Origin of the sequence: Miltoncostaea oceani, from assembly GCF_018141545.1 — a bacterium.
GTDB lineage: Bacteria > Actinomycetota > Thermoleophilia > Miltoncostaeales > Miltoncostaeaceae > Miltoncostaea > Miltoncostaea oceani.
The window spans coordinates 539791-559489 of the sequence record NZ_CP064357.1 but is presented as its reverse complement, the minus strand read 5'-3'; the positions used below and the strand labels follow the sequence as shown (position 1 = coordinate 559489).

The 19699-nt window shown below is 69.7% G+C and carries 18 protein-coding genes; 8 read left to right on the top strand and 10 right to left on the bottom strand.

Features of this window, described 5'->3' with window-relative positions:
* Positions 1–135: 135 nt before the first annotated feature.
* On the bottom strand, positions 136–801 hold the full coding sequence (locus tag IU369_RS21680) for an early set domain-containing protein (protein ID WP_217924525.1): 666 nt from the start codon (positions 799–801) through the stop codon (positions 136–138).
* A gap of 113 nt (positions 802–914) precedes the next feature.
* Between IU369_RS21680 and IU369_RS21675 the strand changes: the two genes are divergently transcribed.
* Complete coding sequence (locus IU369_RS21675; protein ID WP_217924524.1) at positions 915–2036, top strand: response regulator transcription factor; 1122 nt, start codon at positions 915–917, stop codon at positions 2034–2036.
* A 343-nt stretch (positions 2037–2379) separates the two neighbouring features.
* Here the strand turns inward: IU369_RS21675 and IU369_RS21670 are convergent, their stop codons facing one another.
* Complete coding sequence (locus IU369_RS21670; protein ID WP_217924523.1) at positions 2380–2928, bottom strand: TetR/AcrR family transcriptional regulator; 549 nt, start codon at positions 2926–2928, stop codon at positions 2380–2382.
* A 1605-nt stretch (positions 2929–4533) separates the two neighbouring features.
* Between IU369_RS21670 and IU369_RS21665 the strand changes: the two genes are divergently transcribed.
* Positions 4534–4929 (top strand): hypothetical protein, encoded by a 396-nt coding sequence (locus tag IU369_RS21665; RefSeq protein WP_217924522.1) that lies wholly within the window; start codon positions 4534–4536, stop codon positions 4927–4929.
* 753 nt (positions 4930–5682) lie between these two features.
* On the opposite strand, the gene IU369_RS21660 is transcribed toward IU369_RS21665, so the two are convergent.
* From IU369_RS21660 to IU369_RS21645, 4 genes are all read right to left on the bottom strand, one after another.
* Complete coding sequence (locus IU369_RS21660) at positions 5683–6297, bottom strand: type IV toxin-antitoxin system AbiEi family antitoxin domain-containing protein (protein WP_217924521.1); 615 nt, start codon at positions 6295–6297, stop codon at positions 5683–5685.
* Positions 6294–7043, bottom strand: coding sequence for a nucleotidyl transferase AbiEii/AbiGii toxin family protein (locus IU369_RS21655; protein WP_217924520.1), 750 nt, complete (start codon positions 7041–7043; stop codon positions 6294–6296). Before IU369_RS21655 ends, IU369_RS21660 begins: the two co-directional genes overlap by 4 nt.
* 843 nt (positions 7044–7886) lie before the next feature.
* Positions 7887–8279 carry a hypothetical protein gene (locus IU369_RS21650; RefSeq protein ID WP_217924519.1) on the bottom strand — a complete coding sequence of 131 codons (393 nt, stop codon included), beginning with the start codon at positions 8277–8279 and terminating at the stop codon, positions 7887–7889.
* Positions 8280–8571: 292 nt separating this feature from the next.
* The gene (locus tag IU369_RS21645; protein ID WP_217924518.1) at positions 8572–8961 is read right to left on the bottom strand and encodes a hypothetical protein; all 390 of its coding nucleotides are present in this window, start codon (positions 8959–8961) and stop codon (positions 8572–8574) included.
* Between the two features lie 725 nt (positions 8962–9686).
* On the opposite strand from IU369_RS21645, the gene IU369_RS21640 reads away from it, so the two are divergent.
* The 3 genes from IU369_RS21640 to IU369_RS21630 all read left to right on the top strand — a co-directional run bounded on the left by IU369_RS21640 (position 9687) and on the right by IU369_RS21630 (position 11662).
* A complete protein-coding gene (locus IU369_RS21640; RefSeq protein WP_217924517.1) occupies positions 9687–10103 on the top strand; it encodes an ArsR/SmtB family transcription factor in 417 nt (138 codons plus the stop codon).
* 195 nt (positions 10104–10298) lie between these two features.
* Complete coding sequence (locus IU369_RS21635; protein ID WP_217924516.1) at positions 10299–10661, top strand: ArsR/SmtB family transcription factor; 363 nt, start codon at positions 10299–10301, stop codon at positions 10659–10661.
* Positions 10662–10777: 116 nt separating this feature from the next.
* On the top strand, positions 10778–11662 hold the full coding sequence (locus tag IU369_RS21630) for a cation diffusion facilitator family transporter (protein WP_246551609.1): 885 nt from the start codon (positions 10778–10780) through the stop codon (positions 11660–11662).
* Here the strand turns inward: IU369_RS21630 and chrA are convergent.
* Genes chrA through IU369_RS21615 form a run of 3 tightly spaced genes read right to left on the bottom strand, consistent with a single transcriptional unit; the run spans position 11659 to position 13867 of the window.
* Positions 11659–12972 carry a chromate efflux transporter gene (gene chrA, locus IU369_RS21625; protein ID WP_217925179.1) on the bottom strand — a complete coding sequence of 438 codons (1314 nt, stop codon included), beginning with the start codon at positions 12970–12972 and terminating at the stop codon, positions 11659–11661. The two genes, IU369_RS21630 and chrA, sit on opposite strands and share 4 nt — an antisense overlap.
* An 8-nt stretch (positions 12973–12980) precedes the next feature.
* On the bottom strand, positions 12981–13412 hold the full coding sequence (locus IU369_RS21620) for a chromate resistance protein ChrB domain-containing protein (protein ID WP_217924515.1): 432 nt from the start codon (positions 13410–13412) through the stop codon (positions 12981–12983).
* Positions 13409–13867: a Chromate resistance protein ChrB gene (locus IU369_RS21615; RefSeq protein ID WP_246551605.1), complete on the bottom strand. Its 459-nt coding sequence runs from the start codon at positions 13865–13867 to the stop codon at positions 13409–13411. Before IU369_RS21615 ends, IU369_RS21620 begins: the two co-directional genes overlap by 4 nt.
* A 476-nt stretch (positions 13868–14343) precedes the next feature.
* Between IU369_RS21615 and IU369_RS21610 the strand changes: the two genes are divergently transcribed.
* Positions 14344–14568, top strand: coding sequence for a hypothetical protein (locus tag IU369_RS21610; RefSeq protein ID WP_217924513.1), 225 nt, complete (start codon positions 14344–14346; stop codon positions 14566–14568).
* A 113-nt stretch (positions 14569–14681) separates the two neighbouring features.
* The gene (locus tag IU369_RS21605; RefSeq protein ID WP_246551603.1) at positions 14682–15029 is read left to right on the top strand and encodes a helix-turn-helix transcriptional regulator; all 348 of its coding nucleotides are present in this window, start codon (positions 14682–14684) and stop codon (positions 15027–15029) included.
* A 755-nt stretch (positions 15030–15784) separates the two neighbouring features.
* Here the strand turns inward: IU369_RS21605 and IU369_RS21600 are convergent.
* Positions 15785–16009: a hypothetical protein gene (locus IU369_RS21600; RefSeq protein ID WP_217924512.1), complete on the bottom strand. Its 225-nt coding sequence runs from the start codon at positions 16007–16009 to the stop codon at positions 15785–15787.
* Between the two features lie 328 nt (positions 16010–16337).
* Between IU369_RS21600 and IU369_RS21595 the strand changes: the two genes are divergently transcribed.
* A complete protein-coding gene (locus IU369_RS21595; RefSeq protein ID WP_217924511.1) occupies positions 16338–19355 on the top strand; it encodes an RHS repeat-associated core domain-containing protein in 3018 nt (1005 codons plus the stop codon).
* The last annotated feature ends 344 nt before the right edge of the window (positions 19356–19699 follow it).

Genomic DNA, 19699 nt, shown 5'->3' with positions numbered 1-19699 from the left:
CCACGTTCACGGCGCGGGTTCGGCGAGGAGCACAACGCCCACGTGTTTGAGTTGATTGTCTACGGAGGAGGTCGCCCGCGGCCCCGGGAGCGCGACCTCGTACGTTGATCGGATCGATCCGTCAGGGCTGCCGGTTCACCCCTGCTCGGAGCGAACGGGTGAGGGCTGCGTGTAGAGCGCGACGCCGAGGGCGACGAACAACGCGTCGATCACGAGGCTGCCGACCGGCGCTAGCGGGGTGAGGGGGAGCCAGAGGAGCATGATCCCCCACCCGGCCAACGCGAGCGGGATCCCGCGGCGCCAGCCGGTCCACGATCCGGTGCGCAGGACCTCGCGCCCGAGGAGGGCGAGGCCGATCACGGCCAGGAGCGTCCCCACCCCGTAGACGGCCGCGACGGCCCCGGCGGCACCCGAGTCCTCGGAACGGTCGCCGATCGTCATGCCGGCGATCTCACCGACGAGGATCAGTGACGTCCCGGCGATCGCGAGGGCCGCCCCGGCGGCGGCCGCTCGGCCCGGGCCGCCGTGTCCGCTGCGCCGCAGGCCGACGAGCCCCGCGAGGACGAGCGCGTGGGAGACGCACCACAGCAGGCCGACGACGATAAAGGCACCGGACGACCACGGGGATCGCCAGAGATCGTCCGGCGTCGACGACGACGTCGCGTGGATGACCTGGACGGTGGTGATGAGGACTCCGAGCAGTCCGCCCGCGGCGCACGCGGCGCCCAGGGGTCGGACACGGTCGTCGGCGGAGGCGCCGGTGGGCGCGGGGTGTGGGAGCGTTCGGGCAGCGGTCGGCATGGCTGCGAGCCTCCCCGGCGCGCGGGGTCCGGGCAATCCCAGATCCCCCGCTGCCGCCACCCCCCAGACATCTGGGGGTGTCCCGCGCCGCCGGGCGCCCCCATACTGCGCACGTGGGACGCGAGCTGACCGCCGAACGCGTACGTCGCGATGTCGAGGTCCTCGCCCGCGGCGGGATGGACATCGTTACCTTCTGCGCCGAGTTCACCGCGTCCCTGCAGCGGGCGATGCCCTCCTGCGCGAGCTGTGTGGCGACCCTCGACCCGGCGACGAACCTGCTCACCGGGGGCTTCAAGTACGGTGACATCGAGGGACGCGACGAGTTCGACGAGCAGTGGGGGCTCGTCGAGTACGGCCAGGTCGAGCCTACGAGCTTCACCGAGTTGGCCCATGCCGACGTGCCCGCCGCGGGTGTGCACCACGCGACCGGCGGCGACGTCCGGCGATCGGCGCGCATGCGCGACCTGATCCTCCCGAACCTCGACTGCGCCGACGAGCTGCGGCTCGTCGCCCGCGTGTCCGGTCGCGCGTGGGGAGGGATCGCCCTGTTCGGCGAGCAGCCGTTCGACGCCGAGGACGTCGCGTTCGTCGCGTCTCTGTCCGAGGCGCTGGCGACGGGGCTGCGGGCGGGGATCCTCGCCCGGCTGACGCTCGCCCCGTCCTCCGCGGTGACCGGCCCGGCGGTGATCGTCGTCGGCGCCGACGACGAGATCAGCCAACTCAGCGCCGGCGCCCAGGCCCGGCTCGACGAGCTCGGCCTGCGCGGCCACACCGTCACGCCACAGGCCGTGCTCGGGGCGCTCGTCGCCGGCGCGCGTCGCTACGGCGCGGGCCTCACCGACGCCCTGCCCCGGGGCCGGGTCCATCTGCCCAGCGGCCGGTGGCTGGTGCTCCACGCGTCACCGCTCTCGAGCCCGGGCGGCGCGACCGGGGACGTCGTCGTCACCATCGAGGACGCCCGCCCGCCGGAGATCCTGCCCCTCGTCGCCGCCGCGTTCGCCCTCACCGGCAGGGAACGCGACGTCATCGGCCTGGTGCTTCAGGGCATCGGCACCACACAGATCGCCGCCACGCTGCACCTCTCGGCCTACACCGTCCAGGACCACCTGAAGTCGGTGTTCGAGAAGTCCGGCGTGAGCAGCCGGCGAGAGCTCGTGAGCCGGGTCTTCCTCGGCCAGTACGCGCCCCGCCTCGGGGCGGAGATCGCTCCGTCCGGGTGGTTCCTCGACGACTGACTGCTCGGCAGGAGGATCATGGCCGAAGCGGGTGTTCTGGCGGTCGATCGGCGCAGTGTCCGCTGAACCTGGTTGGACGCCAAGGGCGCCGATGCCCGACGGGTGCCGCGCGATCCGGCTGGCGAGCCTTCGCTCGCGCTCGTTCTGGTCTCGCTTGGTCTTAAGGCTGCCCGATCGAGTGCGCGTTGGAGGTCGCCTGAGGACGCATCGAGTAGCTGCGCCACTAGTTCCAGGTCGCTGCGCTCTTCGTCGGTTCGCGATAGCCGACCCAATCCTGTGAGTCCTGTTCCAGATCTGCAACAAGCGCGCTGGACCCGTTGGCGACAGCCCAGTCGTTGCCGCTCTATGTCGGCTCTACTGCCCGCTCGGACGTGGACCGACCGGTGTAGGTCGTTTGGATGAGGGTCACTGTGGACGCGATCGAGCCGGCGTCTCGGTCGGATTGGCCTTGGGCCATTCGAAGCAGCAGACGATCCATGACCGCCCGAGCCATCTCGGCAGCCGTCGCGCCGCCGTCGTCTTGCGGCACACCCGCCGCTGCGGCCTCGAGGTACAGCGTCATTGGGGACAGCACCGACTGTTGGAGCGCAGCTTCAGTTGGTGGTTCTCGTGTCGATGTCTCGAGGACCGCCCGAAGGAAGCCGGCTCGGGGCCCGGTGACGAGGAACTGGTATGCCGTGGCGGCAGCCATCGGCAGGTCCCCGTTCGGGGGGTCCTTCAGGGTCGGCTGCAACTCCTCTTCGAGATCCGCGATCGCGGCGACAACGACGGCCTCAAGGTTTCGCCATCGACGGTAGACGGTCGGTCTGCTGATCCCGGCTCGGTCGGCGATCATCTGGATCGACGAGCCCGCGAGTCCGTGCTGCCCGACAACTTGGCGTGCCGCACTCATGACGCGGCCCTTTACCCGAGGGTCGAGAGGGCGCCCGCGTCGCGGCCTAACCTCATTCGAGCCTAAGCCGTCGGCCAACCTCGACCCCCTCAGCGGGTGCGATGACGTCTTCTGACTCTATTGGTCCGCCGACGACAGATCTGCCGTAGCCGAGGCGCGGCGAGCTTGCGGTGCAGTGCGAGCGAAGCGACCCCCCTCCAGTTTCGTCGATTCTCCCTGACAGTCAGCTTCGGTTCGCTTCCTCCACCAGCCTGCCGCGGACGATGAAACGCCAGAGCTTCCACAGCAGTTCCCACGAGTCGTGTCGCCGACGGTCCGTTCGTCTCCCGGAAGTCGCGTCAGCAGGAAGCCGGAGTCCCTGCGACTCCGGGCCCGCCGTGGACTCGGGTGCCCGTTGAGCCGCACTGCGGGCATGCCCGGTCGTGGTGCTGTGGGGCACGCCAGGGGCGCGTCTGGCCGCCGCGCGGAGCCGGTCCGAGCGTCGCATGTCGGACTTCGTATGGCCCGCGAACCCAATAAAAAAGCAAACTGGAGCATGCGCTCGTTTCATTCTTTATGGCCGCGCGCAACGCTGCTTCGCTGGCTCAATTCGAAGCCGTCGACCATCAGGACGGCCGTGTGCACGGCCCCGAGGGACTCCGTTGGCGGATCCGCCGGGTCCGTCTCCGGGTCGCATGGCATCGATAGCGCGAGGGGCTCGAGGCCGCCTCGGGCGTCGGGAGAAACCCAGAGCGTCGTCGCTGACGGTCTTGAGCACCGTTGGAGGTGGGGCAAGGTGACCGCCACCGAGGCCAGAGGGCCAAGCTCGGGACATGCACTCGTTCCTCAGCTGCTGGACTCGTGGTCCGGCGCACGCGCGGCGCGCGGGGGCCGGCGTGAGCGGTGTGCCTCCGATGGACTGCCGGCTCTGCGGGCCGGACCCCGTCGGCTGACGTCACGCTCGCCGGTGGCGAGGGTCTGCCGCGACGGGCGTGTCGCTTCATGGTCTGCATCGAGGCCGCATCCCGATCGCGGCTACTCGACTACCTCCCCTCCTTCGGCGCGGAGCCGCAGCGAGGCGACGGCGGCTGGAGCGCCCCCGTGGGTTCGTCCAGGACGAAGTAGGTGTCCTGGCATGTCCATCTCACCCTGATCTGGCTGAGGCCTACGCTGCCGCGCTCGATCGGGCGGACGCGAAGCCCGACATGGGAGAGGCCGTCGGTCACCGGGAGTTCCACGGGCTGGGAGTCGAGAGGCAGACACGCTGTCCAGCGACGCCCGAACGATGACCGCTGAGGGGCAGAGGGCCGGCCCATCGAGTCGGCCGGGCAGACCTCCAGGGGCACCCGGGAGGTCGCCGCGACGATGATCGGCTCACGCGTCGGGTGAAGCGCCATGCCGATGCCCGCTGGCATCAGACGGACGTCGTCGAGGACCACCGTCCAGTCCGTGAGCGCCGGCCCCTCGCGCGCCACGCCCGCCGTCGTTGTTTCCGCTGACTTGGATCCGCCTGAGCAGCCGGCCACCAGCAAGAAAACCAGGACCGGCAGAAGCCCGCACCGGGCCGCCCGGATGCCGACAGGGCGCAGGCTGAGGAAGACCTTCGGGCAGGAGACCACGGCCCAGATGGCGGCGTTCCTCCTCGATCTCGGCGAGGATGGCCTGGAGGCGCAGGGTACCGCACCACGTAGGGCGGGAGGATCAATGAGGACTGGTTGGGTAGCAGAGGATGTTCACGACTTTGAACGAGAACGGAGCTTCTTTGCACATGTCGAGGATGACGACCAGCTTGTAGCTGAGCAGTCCGGATTCGAGCGCGTGGAAGACGCCGTCGAGTGGGCCCTCATCAGAGCAGACCGCGCCTTCATACGGGTCGGTTTAGCGGAGACCACCTACCTGGCAGGTGCTGAAACCAGCAGGCCACCCGTTGGCGGGCCGGAGACGGGTGCGTGGCCACCCACGACGGAAGTACTGACGGAGGCCGCCGAGCAGGTGGCAGCCTTCAAGCAGGCGCGCCGATAGGCCACGGTCAGCGGGGTGATGGAGAGAGCCCGCGCGGGATACGGCCCGGGGCCGCCCCCAGGCCCATTGGACGCCCGTTCTGGGCACCGCACCCGCACCGACCCTGAGCAGTGCCGGCACGGGCGTGCCCCCTCGCTTCCTCGGTCCGGCCCGGACGCCAGCGCCTCCCCCGCCTCGCCACCAGGCGAGCTTGAGTTCTCTGGGGGCCCAGGTCGTGGATGTCGCAGTTGAAGAGTTCGTGGCGCGGCACGCTGACCGACTCGAGCAAGGGATCGATCGTGCCCGAGCCGCCCTTCGCGGCGGCGATCTGGCAGCAGCCGCCCATCTGATGGACAAGAGCCTCGATGACGTCGCTCGCGTCAGCGGGGATCCGTCCTAGCGTCGTCGTGCGGTTTTGGACCCGGATCGTCGGTGCCTCGCCGACGCAACTGACACCCGGTCCAAGCACCCTGGCACGGAGGAGCCGTGTCCGTTCCCCAGGCATTTCGGGTCTGGTGTCGATAGAGGGGGGGGTGTTCGGGGGCTCGCCGCCTGAGGGCCTGTTGGGAGTGACGAGCCGTTACGCGCGGCTGCTTGAGGGGCTCTCGGCGTCGCGGAGACGGCGGGGGCGGGACTCCTGCTCGCTTGGAGTGGATGTGAGCGTGGGGCGACGCTTGCTCGTGCGTTCGCGGGATGGGTTCTTCTCCCGCGCACGGGGCGCCTTGGCCGTGGTCCCTCGCCGCTGCCGGCTCTGTGGCGCGGGGCGTGCCACGGTCAGGGGACTGCGGCGAGCCCCAGTGTCTGCTCGATACTTCGCTGCACGATCGTGCGAAGCCGAGGGGTCGGGATGCGTGCGGCCCACCCGCGAAGGTCGTCGTGGCGGAAGTCTTCGGGTAGGGACAGCTCTGGGAAGTGGACGCGTCCGCCGCGGGGAGCTCGGACGTAGAGCGTGTCGAACACGGCTTTCTCGGCGGTTGCCATGTAGCCGCCCTCGGGATCACCTTCAAATCCCCCGAAGACCTCGGACGCGAGGTGGTGGATGGAGTAGTGCCCGAGGCCGCTGGGGATCTGCTGGGTCCGGTGCAGCGAGGCCACATAGACCCTGGCGGGGATCTGCTCGATCATGTCGTGGTGGGCGAGGGCGGACCACAGCGAGACGTAGGCCGGGTATGGGGAGGTGATGTAGGGGGCCGCGACGACGGGGGAGATCTCGGGATCGAGCGCCCAGAGGCCCTGCCGGACCCGGCGGACCAGACCTGCCTGCGACATCGCCCGCAACAGGCGTGAGGCGTTGCTCAGGGAGGTTCGTAGGAGCGCAGCTGCCTCACGCGTCTCGATGATCGGACGCCTGAAGGCGCGCAGCTGCCCGTGAGCTTGGGTCGCGTTCATCGGAGTAGCTCCTCGACGACGTGCTCGAGCATCTGGTTCCAGGCGTTCCTGTCGTAGAGGTCGGCCACCGCAGGGTCGAGGAACGGCAGAACCTGGTCCTCGAATGCCTCGTAGGGCAGGGCGAGGGCGGCTTCCGCGGCGGCCGTCCGGACATGCGGTTCGACGGCGTCATCCGCCAGCGGCGCTCGGCCGAACAGCAGGTCGAGGTCGAAGACATCTCGCGCCTGGGTCTCGGGGCGCCCGGCGAGGGCGTAGACCTTCTGCTCGGTCGCCGGCTGCAGCAGATAGTGCTGCACAGAGGGCGGGCGCATCGCGTATCGCCGCACGATCTCGCCGGGGACGGCCTCCAGCCTGAACCGGGTCTCCCCGTTGCGGTTGCTGAACTCGACCTTCGTGCGCACCGGCTCCCGCACGCCCGCACCGGCGACGGGGATCTTCCAACGCCGGGTGGTCTTGGTCTGCTTGGGCTTGCTCACGTCCTCCAGCACGACGCTCACACCCGCGGCGCGGAGCACGATCCCGAGGGCGTCCGAGGCGAGCACCTTGTCGACCTGCTCCTCGATCCTCCAGCCCTCGACCCCGCTGATGTCGAGATCGATGTCCTCGGAGTAGCGGACGCTGGAGAAGAAGTAGCGCAGGTTCGCGCCGCCCTTGAGGACGTAGCGGCCCTCATCCAGACGGGTGCGCAGGACCGCGAGGAATCCCAGGTGGAAGCACTCGATCGTCTCGGCATGTCCCAAGGCCACGCGTTGACGATACAAAGTTTTGATCTATATGGCAAAAACCTGCATCGCTAAAGCGCCGATCGGCGTGCCCGCAGCGACCGTCAGCGCGACCTCGCGGAGGACGTATCCGCTGAGCGTGCCTCGCGCGGTGCCGAGGACCGGGCTGTCTCGAGCGAGCCCCACTGGATCCACGCGAGGCGAGTGGAAGGCCGGACTCGAGCGCCGGCCCGCCCCCGTCGGCGAATGGTGAGGATCGCGCCGGATCAGTCCTTCGAGGTGCTGCAATGGGTTGCCACCGTCGAGCGCATCAGAAGGCTCCGTCGTTCCTCTGCCCGAGCGTGTGTGGCGCACAGCCATCCGCGAGGTCCCCCCCCCGCTCCGGACGATGGCCGTGACCTTCTCGTGGGAGTATCAGCGCCTCATGTTGGAACTGTCGACGGGCGCTGGTACGTGACGTGGGTTCGATGATGGTCTCTGGGTACGAGTAGAGCCTGCAGCTCTGCTGCTTCGGCGGGCTCGTGACGACCATGGGGGTCTATGGCCGCGCCGATCACTCACCTGACGACTGACCGTCCAGGTGTCGCACTTCCCGACCGGAGCGTGCTTCCTGCGGCCTCTCACGAGCCGCAGGAAGCCGGTAGAACGCTACTCGCCGGTCACGGCACCCTTGAGGTCGTCAAGTGCGTCCGGCGCCGAAAGCCCCCTCGGTTGGGCGCCCACGTGGCCTCTCTGGAGACAGCGTTCCAGGGCACCCAGTGGTTTCGTGACTGAGCGCGGGTTGGTGTCGGACCAGCCAGGACGGACGTCGTCCACTGGCCGAGTGCCGGCTGGGCGTTGCGTGGAGCCCGGGAGGCGCAATATCCGCTACGGGAAGGTCGGGCTCAGTGTCCTTCCTCGGGCCGTCGTCACCTGAAGGGCCTCGACGTCCATCGGCAGGTCGTTGAACACAACCGCTCGCCCACCGGGACTCAGCGTGCGCGCGCCGGCGGTGGCCCGCAACGTGACCTCTCCCGGGGGCAGGATGAAGACCCCGGAGCGCGTCCCGGACACCGGTCCTTGGTGATGGACCAGCCAGCCGCCTTTGGCCGCGAGCGCACCCTCCTCATCGCACCCGATCACCGGGTCCGCATCGGGTGCCGCCGGGACCTCCATGAAGCAGGTCCCACGAGCGTCGGCGCTCTCGGCGGCCACATATGACCGGCCGTTGACGTCGGCTGCAAGCAGCTCGGCGCCGCCCAGGTCCAGAAGCCTCTCCACGACGGCGGGAACCGTGAAAGCCCGCCCATCGAGAACGATCGCGACAGCTGGCTGCGGCGGCGACGGCGAGGGCGGGGGACCCACTGCGGGACCGGCAGGCGGATGTGCGAATCCGCCGGCGGGGATCGGGCTCTCGACAGTCTGCGGCGGGCTCGAGGCGGCGGGTGCGACGCCCGTCGGGCCGGAGCTGTCATGAGCCTGCAGCGCCACCGCAAGGCCAGCCGAGGCCAAGACGGCCGCCAGGGCCACGCCGATGATCCCTACTCGTCTATTGGAGTTCATCCGAGTTCCCCTATTGGAACTGACCTGCGGCAAGACGAGCGTTGCCGCCTGACACGTTGCGTCCGTAGGTGTAGCTGCAACCGCCGGTGCTGAAAGGTATCGTCCAGTTCTTGGGATTTCCGTAGTTGGTGGAGTTCCACTGGACGGTGGTCAAAGTGCCGCCACATCCCGCGCTGTAACGGACTCGGAAGAACTGCTTCGAGGCCCCCGTGTTCTCGTTGTCGAAGAGCCCAAAGGTCCAGTAGCCGGCCGCGCCGCCGCTGGTGTAGTTGCCGTTGGCCAGGGTGCCGAAGGCCCCCGCCCCGTCGGCGTAGTACCAGCCGGCGACGGCCGAGGGCGCCGCCAAAGCCAGGCTGGCGAGCGCGGCGGCGAGAAGTGTCCGCAGACGGGGCAGGCGCATGACGGAAGGGTGCTTGGCGCGCGTTCGCTATGTCAAGCGGTCACAGCCGCAGGGTGATACGTGACACGTGGACGGCGACCGCCGGGAAGCTGGCGGCGTGTGAGTGCGTACGCGTGCGATGGACGGGAGGCCTCGGGGCTCAAGCTCGCTCGCCTTCCCCGGCGCGCCACCAGGCGGCTTGAGTCCAGCGAGTGAATCCGAGTGCGCGTCTTGAAGCGGTCGACATGGTGACCCCAGATCGACACCCTTTGACGGATCCGGTCGGGCCTATAGAGAAGCGAGAGCCGGGAGGCGGGGGGGGGGGTGGTGACGCTGACCGGTGAACGGCCGGGAAAGCCCGCGCGATACGTCCTCGGATCGGCTTCGCGCTGCTTTCGGGCACTGCCCCTCCTGGACAGTGCGCGCAACTCTCCCCATAAGTAGGGCGTGGGGATCCGCTCGGCGTCTCGAGCATCGGTTGGCGGTGCGCCAGGTCCCTGATTCGGCTGGGGTGCCGGAAGCCCACTCAGTTCGGCGCGCGCGCCCTCTTCCGGTCGGCCGTCCTGAGACACCCGGTCGTTTCGTGACTGAGCGGGGGTGTCGGGCCAGCCATGACGGGCGTTGACTACTGCTCGTGGTTGGTGGCTGAGAGCCAGCCGGGCGTCCTGCGCGCTTCGAGCTAGTCGTGCGGTGGCAGTACCCGGATCGGCGTTGCCTCGCCGACGCAACTGTCACCCGGCCGTGACATGAGTCATCAGATCTCCCGCACGGCCCGGATCGCGATCAACGCCGACGACGCGGCCGAGATCGCGGATTCCTTCATCATCCTCGCCAGCCCTGCCCGTGTCCTGATCCTCGGGCGCCTCTGCCAGGAGCCTTGCGCGGTCGGTGATCTCGCCGAGGCGGCGGGCCTCACGCCGTCGGCCACCTCGCACCAGCTGCGGATGCTGCGCCACATGGGCTGGGTGACCCGGCAGCGTCAAGGGCGGCAGATGATCTATGCGCTCCACGACGATCACGTCGCCGACCTGCTGGCGCAGGCGGTCTTCCATCTCGAGCATGTGCGAACCGGCCAGGCCGGCGTGCCCGATGTGACGGTGACCGCCGCCCCAGCCGTTCAGGCGGGTCCCGGATCGCGCGCCGCCCACTCGCTGCGGGCCTGAGCCGCCGGGACCGTAGCGCCTCATCTGGAGTTCGCTTCATCTGATCGTCGCGACCGCGCTCAGGGTTGTGGATGCCCGGCCGGACGTGCCGCAGTCGTGCTCGTGAGCGACCTCGTCGAGCCGGCCCGCCGCTTGGAAGAAGGGAACCCACCGCCACAAACCATGTATGAAGGACTGTTCATGTAGTCTTGGTTCATGGGGCACCGTGATGATCATGCGCGCCAGCCGATCGACCACGGCGTCGCGGAGGATGTCGCGCGGGTCATGCAGGCGCTCGCCACGCCAAGCCGCGTGATGATCCTCGGCCGGCTCCGCGAGTCGGACTGCACCGTCACCGAGCTCGCCGCCCACCTCGGCATGGAGCAGTCCGCCGTGTCGCACCAGCTGAGGGTGCTGCGCCTGCTCGGGCTCGTCGTCGGGGCCCGGGAAGGGCGGACGGTCGTCTACGCCCTCCACGACGACCACGTCGCCGAGCTGCTCGACCAGGCCGTCTCCCACACCGAGCACACCCGGCTCGGTCTCTCGGCGACTCCCGCCCACCGCCGGACCTCCGCGTGATCGGCCGCAGGCGTCGCAAGAGAGCCGCGTCCGGCCATGCGGGGCACGGTCACCACACGGATGACCACCCGCATGGACACGGGCACGACCACGATCACGGGCACCGCCACGGGACGGTGGACCCCGCGATCGCCTCGTCGGAGCGTGGCCTCTGGGCCCTGAAGTGGTCGGTTGTCGGGCTCGGCGTGACGGCCGCGCTCCAGGTGGTGATCGTCGTCGTCACGGGCTCGGTCGCCCTCCTGGCGGACACCGTCCACAACATCGGCGACGCCCTCTCGGCCGTGCCGCTCGCGATCGCCTTCGTTCTCTCACGGCGACCCCCGAGCGCGCGCTTCCCCTTCGGCCTGCACCGCTCCGAAGACCTGGCAGGCCTGGTGATCATCGGCCTGATCCTCTTCTCGGCCGTCTTCGCCGCCTACGAGTCCATCCGCCGGCTGTTCGATCCCCAGGACGTCCAGTTGCTCTGGGCCGTCGCGCTGGCGGGCGTGATCGGCTTCCTGGGCAATGAGGCCGTCGCGATCTTCCGCATCCGCGTCGGCCGTCAGATCGGCTCGGCGGCCCTGATCGCTGACGGGTACCACGCGCGGACCGATGGGCTCACGTCGCTGGCGGTCGTCGCCGGGGCGATCGGGGTGGCGCTCGGCTGGCCGGCCGCCGACCCGGTCGTCGGCCTGCTGATCAGCGCGGTCATCATGAAGATCGTCTGGGACGCGTCGAAGAGCATCGGCGAACGCCTGCTCGACGGCGTCGACCCGGCCGTGGGCGAGCAGATCCGCCGGATCGCCGCTGGGACCGAGGGTGTCGACGGCCTCCGGGGTGTCCGCGCTCGTTGGCAGGGGCACGTGATCAGGGCGGAGATCGACGCCGAGATCGATGGCGGGATCGACGTCGCCGAGGGGCATCGGATCAGCGAGCGTGTCGCCGAGCGCCTCCGCGACGAGGTGGAGTTCTTCGGGGAGGCGATCGTCCGCACCGCTCCCGCCGAGCGGGCGTCGCCCTAGCCGAGTACCCCGGAGAGCAGGCCGACGACGGCGCAGACGCCGACAACCGGTAGGACGCCGACCCGGAACCGCCAGACCGCCAGGAACGCGGCGGCGGCGAGCCCGACGACGAGCCAGTCGGGCCGGCCGTCCACGATCAGGACGTTCTCGCCGACGAAGACCGCCAGACCGCCGATGACCCCGACCACGGCGATCGTGATCCCCGTGAGTGCGTGTGTCAGGGCCCCCGCGCCGTGGACGCGGTCGATCAGCGGCGCTCCGTTCATGATGATCACGAAGGATGGGGCGAAGGTGCAGAAGGTGGCGATCGTCGCCCCGGCGAGGCCCCACCAGTGGCCGCCGCCGACGTTGTAGCCGGCCATGTAGCCCACGAAGGTGTTCACCATGATCAGCGGGCCGGGGGTGCTCTCGCCGAGCGCGAGGCCCGCCACCATCTCCTCGGGTGACAGCCAGCCGAAGCGTTCGACCGCCTGGTCGGCGACGAACGGCAGTACCGCGTAGGCGCCGCCGAAGGTCACGAGGGCCGCGACCGTGAAGAGCCCCGCGAGGTCCGCGGCGAGTCCCCCGATGGCCAGCAGGACGGCGACCGGGACGAGCCACGCGGCCAGCGTGAGGGCGAGGCGCCATCGGGCGCGCACCGGCGGGGTCGCCGGCTCGACGGACACCGCGGCGGGGCCACCCGGCTCTCCATGGGGCACGGCCTGCCCGAGGATGGCGGGCGACCAGCGTCCCGCGAGCCATCCGATGACGGCGGCCACCGCGAGGAGCGCGACGAACGGCATGCCCCCGACGAACGCGAGGAAGGCCGCGACGGCCAGACCGACGGCCGCCGGGGTGCGGATCACCCGCCCGCCGATGCGGATGATGGCCGCCAGGATCAGTGCGACCACCGCGGCACCGAGGCCCCTCACCACCCCCGCGACGGCCGCCACCTCGCCGAACGCGGCGTAGACGGCGCTCATCGCCACCAGCAGGACGAAGGACGGGAGCACGAACAGTCCGCCGGCCGCGAGGGCGCCCCGGAGGCCGTGGAGCGAGTGGCCGATGTAGGAGGCGAGCTGCTGCGCCTCGGGGCCCGGCAGGGCCATGCAGAAGTTGAGCGCATGCAGGAAACGGCGCTCGGAGATCCATGCGCGCCGTTCGACGAGCTCGGCGTGCATGATCGCGATCTGCCCCGCCGGGCCGCCGAAGGAGACGCAGCCGAGCTTCAGCCAGAAGCGCAGAGCCTCCAGCTCGCCTGGCGGGGATGGGCTCGCGGTCGCCCCTGGGGTGGCCGGCGCATCGGTGAAGCCGGGGCCCGTGGTCGCCATCTCGTCGCTCACGCGAGCGGGTCCAGCAGGCGCGCGCGCCGGCGCAGCTCGAGGAGGCCGTCGAAGAGCGGACCCGACAGCTCGAGCATCCGGTCGTCGTCGGCGACCACGAGCGAGAGGCCGCGCAGCAGCGCGTCGAGGCCCGGCGCCTCGGGGGCGTCGTACCGCTCGTCGGCGAGATCCGCCTCGTGGACGATGCGCGCGATGTCCCACAGCGCGGGCTCGTCGAGGTCGTAGCGCCGCAGGAACGTCTCGAAGCTGCAGTCGCCGCGGTGGTGCGACAGATCGACCCCGCGCATGTCGAACGGCGTCGCATCGGGCGGCACCTCGTCCGGCCCGGCGACGAAGACGAACGTCGCACCGGGGTCGATGAAGCGTCGGATCAGCCACGCGCAGGCGACACGATCGACGTGACACGCCGCCCGCGTAGCCCACCTCACACGACGCTCCCCGCCGCGACCGCCAGGCGCTCGACAGCCTGCTCGGCCCGCGCCCTCTCGGGGGGCGGGAAGTGGTCGCGTCGGCGTATGTCGCGAAGGCGCCGCCGGAGCAGCCTCACAGCCTGCACGCGCCCGGCCTTGGTCTCCGCCGCCCGCTCGGCGGCCGCCTCCACCTGCACGTACTCCTTCGCGACCGATGCGGCCATCCGCTCGGCCAGCCGGCGCTCGTCGGCGATCGAGGTAGGCTCGGCGAGCAGAACCGACGCTTCCCCTCCTGCCTCGATCACCCCATCCGCAAGCCACTCGAGTTGCTCGCGGGTCTGGGCGTCGAGGGGCAGAGCCACGAGACCGTCGAGGATCTGGAGCGCCCCGAGCCTTCGCAGCCGCCGCCAGAGGGCGATCCGGGGCGTGGACGGCTCGCGGGGGAGCCGATAGGTCATGAGCACCCATCGCATTGCTCGGAGTGTAACCATGGTTTCACTCTCGATGTCCCCTTGGGCAGTGAATCCCCGTCTGCGACTTCGCGTACCGGCCTCGTGACCGGCGCGGGTTTCGGCGTCAGCGTGTGAGACCAACGACGTCAGGAGGTGGAGTGGTGAATGTCCGCTATCGAGCAGGCGCTCCGCGACGCCGTGCCGCCGCGGCCGCGGGCCGAAATCGAATCGAGTGGCGGCGCAGCCCGGGGCCGGGACACCCGCTCCCATCGCAGAGGAGATCAGGCGACCGCCGCCATCACCAGCCGCAGACGATCCACCGCAGCGGCGCCGGGGACTGCTGGGTCGAGTGTTCGGCGGCCGCGGCCGCTAGGTCCCGAGGCTGCCCCCCGTCTCGACCGCCCGAGGAAGGAGTGTCGACGTCGCGCGAGACGGCAAGCTCTGTCTCGAGCTGGCGGATGGCGGCGCCTGGCGACGGGCCGCGCTACGGTCATCGAGTGGCGAGGAGGCTCTACATCTCCGTTCCCGACCTGACTGCCGAGCGGGTTCGACGCCTGGCGGACCGCGAGTTCTCCGGGAATGTGTCCGCACTGGTCGCCTGGCTGGTCGATCGAGAGGCGCGGCGGGTCGAGTCCCTTGACACCGTCGCTGAGTGGGAAGCCGTACACGGTGAGATCTCGCCCGCCGAGATCACCGCCGCCCGGAGGCGTTGGCTGCGCTGAGGACCGTCGCAACGGGCTAGCCGTCGCTTGGCGCCATTCCGCTGCCTCGCCTCCGCGAAGGGGCGCCACGAGGGCACGGAGGTTCAGGATAGTGATCCCTAAGTCGCCTAAGGGTGGCTATTCTGAACCGAATGAGTGGCGATCGAGTCTTGTTGGAGGTTGTCCAGGACGCCGTCGAGTTGTTCGGCGCCCAGGTGAGGGCAGCGCGCGCCGAGCGTCGGTGGACCGCCGCTGAGCTCGCCCGACGGGCAGGCGTTAGCAAGGGCACGGTGCTGAAGGTCGAGGGGGGCCATCCGGGCGTCTCGATCGGGACGGCGTTCCAGCTGGCGGCTCTCGTCGGCGTCCCGTTGTTCGGCCGGGACGAGCGGAGGCTCGCCGCCGACGCCCGGGCCGCGAGGGCTGCTGTCATCGGCCGCCGCGTGCGGCGACCGGCCGAGCCGGACGTCGATCTCGACTTCTGAGGCCGGCTTCGTCTGGCTTGCCGGGCTCGGCCAGTCCGCATAGCGAAGACCAAGACTGCCGAGAGGTGGGGGGCTTTGTTGATGCCCACTCCTTCGGTGGCCCTTTAGAGCGGGACGGGGTCCACGGGGCCTTTCCCCGCAGGGGTCGGGGAATCCACGAACCGGGGCGACTCCAACCGGATTGGGGGGTACGGGGGGCATCCCCGAGCCTCGGACGGCGTGCCTCACCTGTCTCGTTCTCCGAGACTGGGGGGGGGAGATTTCCTCCGGTAAGGAGCCCTTGGTGCGCACAAACCTCGGATACAGCCGCGACTCGCGGTCGAGGCGGCAACAATTCGGCGCTTAACGCGGTTCGCCGAGGTGGGGGGCCTGCAGCTCGGCTTGATCCAGTCGATCGAGGAGCCCGCCGGGAGCCCATTTGGCTACTTCGGCGGAGGCCTCTACACCACCGGCCGATTCGGCCCGAACCAGTACTGCGGGAAGGTCACCACGGTCCGCCGCGGTCCGCGTGTCGAGGGACGCCGCGGCCCGGTAATCTCTCGTCGCAGAGTCACCCGCTGCTACAAGCCGTCGACGATTGCCGTGAGCGTCTCTGTGACCTACGCCGCCACGCCTATCCCCCTGACGGCGCCCCAGTAAGCGGCACTGGCGCCGGGACACCGAGTAGCGGCCGCGGCTCCTGAACGGCCGCGCCGCGCCGGGAGGCGGCGCTCGCCCGGCGCAACGCGACGGCTAGCTCGCCGTCGCGCCGTGAGCTACCGCATCCAACGCATCCGCGCTGCGGTGATCTCGGCCGGCGAGATCGCGCCGTGCGCTGCTTCCCACTCGGCGACGGCATCCAGGGACTCGACCCGCCGCGCCTCTCGATCAACCAGGAAGGCGACCAACGCGGACAGGTCCCCGCCGAAATCCCGCTCGGCCAACTGCCGAGCACGCCCCGCGGTCCCATCGGAGACGGACACCGAGATCCTCTTCGCCATCCAGCGACTGTATCGATGCGCTGGGCAGTGGCCCATCCTGCGCGGGGCCACCGGCGACTGAGCGACTGAGGCACGCGGCCCGGCGGATCGGCGGATGCCGCGGCGGACGATAGCCCGGTAGTACCGCACCTTCGGGTCGTCCACCAAGGACGGCTATGACCTGCACCTCGTCAACGACGTCCCCTACCAGTCGGCGTCGCTGATCCTCCCCGCGGGCGGCCGGATCCCCTTCGAGCGGATCTCACCTGGGACCAGCCAGGAGTCCGCGGTCTATGAACACACCGCAACCCCCGGCCCGTTCTTTGGGGCCCGCCTCAGCTTCCGTGCGGTGAACTCCGAGCAGACCGCCGACGGCTGGCAGATCCGACTGCGCGACGGCACCGAGCTCTCGTTCTCGAACACCGCCCTACGGGGGGTCCTCACCGCGATCCGGGACCGCTTCGGCAACGAGGTGACCATCGTCCGTGAGACGCCGAAGATCAGTAGCTCCATCGGCCGGATCTCCATCATTCGGTCCCCGAACGGCCGGTGGATCAAGCCCACCTACGACAACGGCGACCGGATCACCTCAGCCCGCGACAACCTCGGGCGGACCGTCACCTACACCTACGCGCCCGTCAACAGCTGGCTCTCGAGCGTCACCAACCCCGGCGGGGGAGTCACCCAATACGCGACAAGCGACTACACCCGGGTGTCGAGCATCACCGACGCCCGCGGCATCACCTTCATCGAGAACACCTACGACGGCGCCGGCCGCGTCGTGGAGCAGACCCAAGCCGACGACACCACCTACGGCTTCGACTACACCGTCGACGGCGCCGGCAAGGTGACCGCCACCGAGGTCACGGATCCCCGCGGGATCGTGGCACGCACCGAATTCTCAACCGCCGGCTACCCGACGTCGGTCACCGACGCCCACGGAAGCGCCGAGGCCCTCACCACCACCTACACCCGGCAGGCAGAGGGCGACCTCGTCACCCGGATCACTGACCCCCTCAGCCGCCACACCGACTTCACCTACTCCGACCGCGGCGACGTCACGTCGATCACCCGCCTCGCCGGCACCCCGGGCGCCGTCACGACTGAGATGACCTACGAGCCCAACTACGGCCTCGTCGCGTCGGTCACCGACCCCCTCGATCACACGACCGGCTACGCCTACACGTCCGCCGGTGCGCTCAGCGCAGTCACCGACCCACGCGGCAAGACCACCACCGTGACCTCCGACGAGGACGGCCAGACGACCCTCGTCACCGACCCCCTCGGCCACGAGACCGCGATCGACTACTCGCGCGGCGCGGCGGTGTCGGTGATCGATGAGCTCGGCAACGCCGCACAGTCGTTCACCGACGCGGGGGGCCGCCCCGCCGCGGGAACCGACGCGACCGGCCGCACCGGGACGACCACGTTCGACGCGCTCAACCGCGTCACCGCAACCGAGAACGCCGCCGGGGAGCGGACGACCTTCACCCACGACAACAACGGGAACCTGACTGCCCTCACCGACGCCCGGTCCAACACGACCGAGTACATCTACGACGTCATGGACCGGGTCACCGCCCGCATCGACCCACTCGACGACTCCGACACCTTCACCTACGACGCCAACGGCAACCTCACGACCACTACTGACCGGGAGGGGCAGGTCACCCGCCTCGGCTACGACCTACTCGACCGCCAGACCTTCGTCGGGTTCGACGAGACCGTGGGCACGCCTCCGGGCTACGAGAGCACCATCGACTACAGCTACGACGACGGCGGCCGACTGACCGAAGCCGACGACTCGGCCAACGGCACGATCACCCTCGCCTACGACGGCCTCGACCGCCTCACCTCCGAGGCGACGCCGACCGGCACGGTCAGCTACGGCTACGACGCCGCCGACCGGCGCACCACCATGGACACCGCCGGCCAGGACCAGACGACCTACGCCTACGACGCCGCCGACCGCCTCACCGGCATCACCCGCGGCACCCAGGCCCCCGTCTTCACCTACGACGACGCCAACCGACCCACCGGCGTCACCCTCCCCGGCGGGGCCTCGATGACCTACACCCACGACGCCGCTGACCGGCTCACGCGGATCACCTACGCCAACGGCGGTGGTGAACTCGGGCGGATCGACTACGGCAACGACCCCGCCGGCCGGCGCCACGAGGTGTCTGGCTTCTGGGCCCGCATGGGGCTCCCGCAGGCGATGGGGGCCGGCACCTTCGACGCGGCCAACCGCCTCACCACCCGTGGGACCGCGACCTACTCCTACGACGACATCGGCAACCTCACCGGCGACGGCACCCAGGCCTACGCCTGGAACGCCCGCGGCGAGCTGACCGGCCTGACGGGCGGCACGCCTGGGGCGACCTTCGGCTACGACGCCTTTGGCCGCCGCCGCGAGGCCACCATCGGCGCGACATCCACCGGCTACCGATACGACGGCGAGAACGCCATCGTCGAGACTGAGGGCTCCGACGCCGTCCAGATTCTCGGCGGCCTCGGCGTCGATTCGGCCCTGACCCGAACCGATGCTTCCGGGGTCGAGGCGCTCCTCACCGACGCTCTCGGTAGCACCGTTGCTCTCGCCGACGCATCGGGAGGTGTCCTCACCGAATACGGCTACGAACCGTTCGGGGCGCCCTCGGTAACCGGGGCCCCTTCGGACAACCCGACCCAGTTCACGGGGCGTGAGTCGGACGGCACTGGCCTCCAGTTCAGCCGAGCCCGCTACTACAGCCCGGGCCTGGGAAGGTTCATCTCCGAGGACCCGATCGGGTTCGCCGGCGGCGACGTAAACCTCTACGCCTACGTCTGGAACGCCCCGGGTCAGTTCACGGACCCCAGCGGGCTCTGCGGGAACCCGGTCGGATGCCTCCAGGACGCCGGAAGCTGGTGGGTGAACACCGGGTCCACAGCCACGATGGGCTTCCTCGTGGACCGGGTGCATCCCATTGCCTACCAAGTGGTGCCGGGCTACGGCCTTGGCTACTCACTTGGTCGACGGAAAGACGCTGACGAAGTCGCGAGTCAGGCCGCCGGGGCTTTGCCATGGACCCGACTCCTCAAGGGCCCGAAAGCTATACAGCAGGGGTTCTCGAAACCGCACCGCCGACCTGTGAACGAGTCGGCTCCTGCCCAGGATGCTGGGCAGGTTCTGAATGGGGGACACCACTGGTTGGGGGGATATGACGAGATAGCATCGGGCGTGTTCGTGTCGAAGGATGGCCTGAGGCGCTTTAGAATCGCACGCGGCGATATCAACCCGAAGAGAGGCTCAGCGCATGCAAACTTTGAGGACCTCGACCCAGTGACCGGTGCGGTCACGCGAAATCGCCATGTGCCTTTCCGCTGATGAACGCCCTGAGGTATGCGTGGGTAAACGCCATCGGCCCGCCCGGACGAACACGACACGAAACGCCGCGAGGAGCGATGAGTCGACCTCGCCTTCTGCTTCTACAGCACAATGACGCGGGTTTCGCGATCACCCGGTGGACAGCGGAAGGGGTATTCGCCGGCGACACCTGGCATCCGTCGATTGAGGACGCAGAAGGCACAGCCGCTTGGGAGTACGGCGATGCCTTGACGCCTTGGCAACCCGTGCCTCAGGCGTTGGCCGAGGCCGACGACGTCATGGACATCCTCCTCAGTGAACTGACTTAGGTGATGCGCTTTGCGCGGTGCCTTTACTGCACCCCT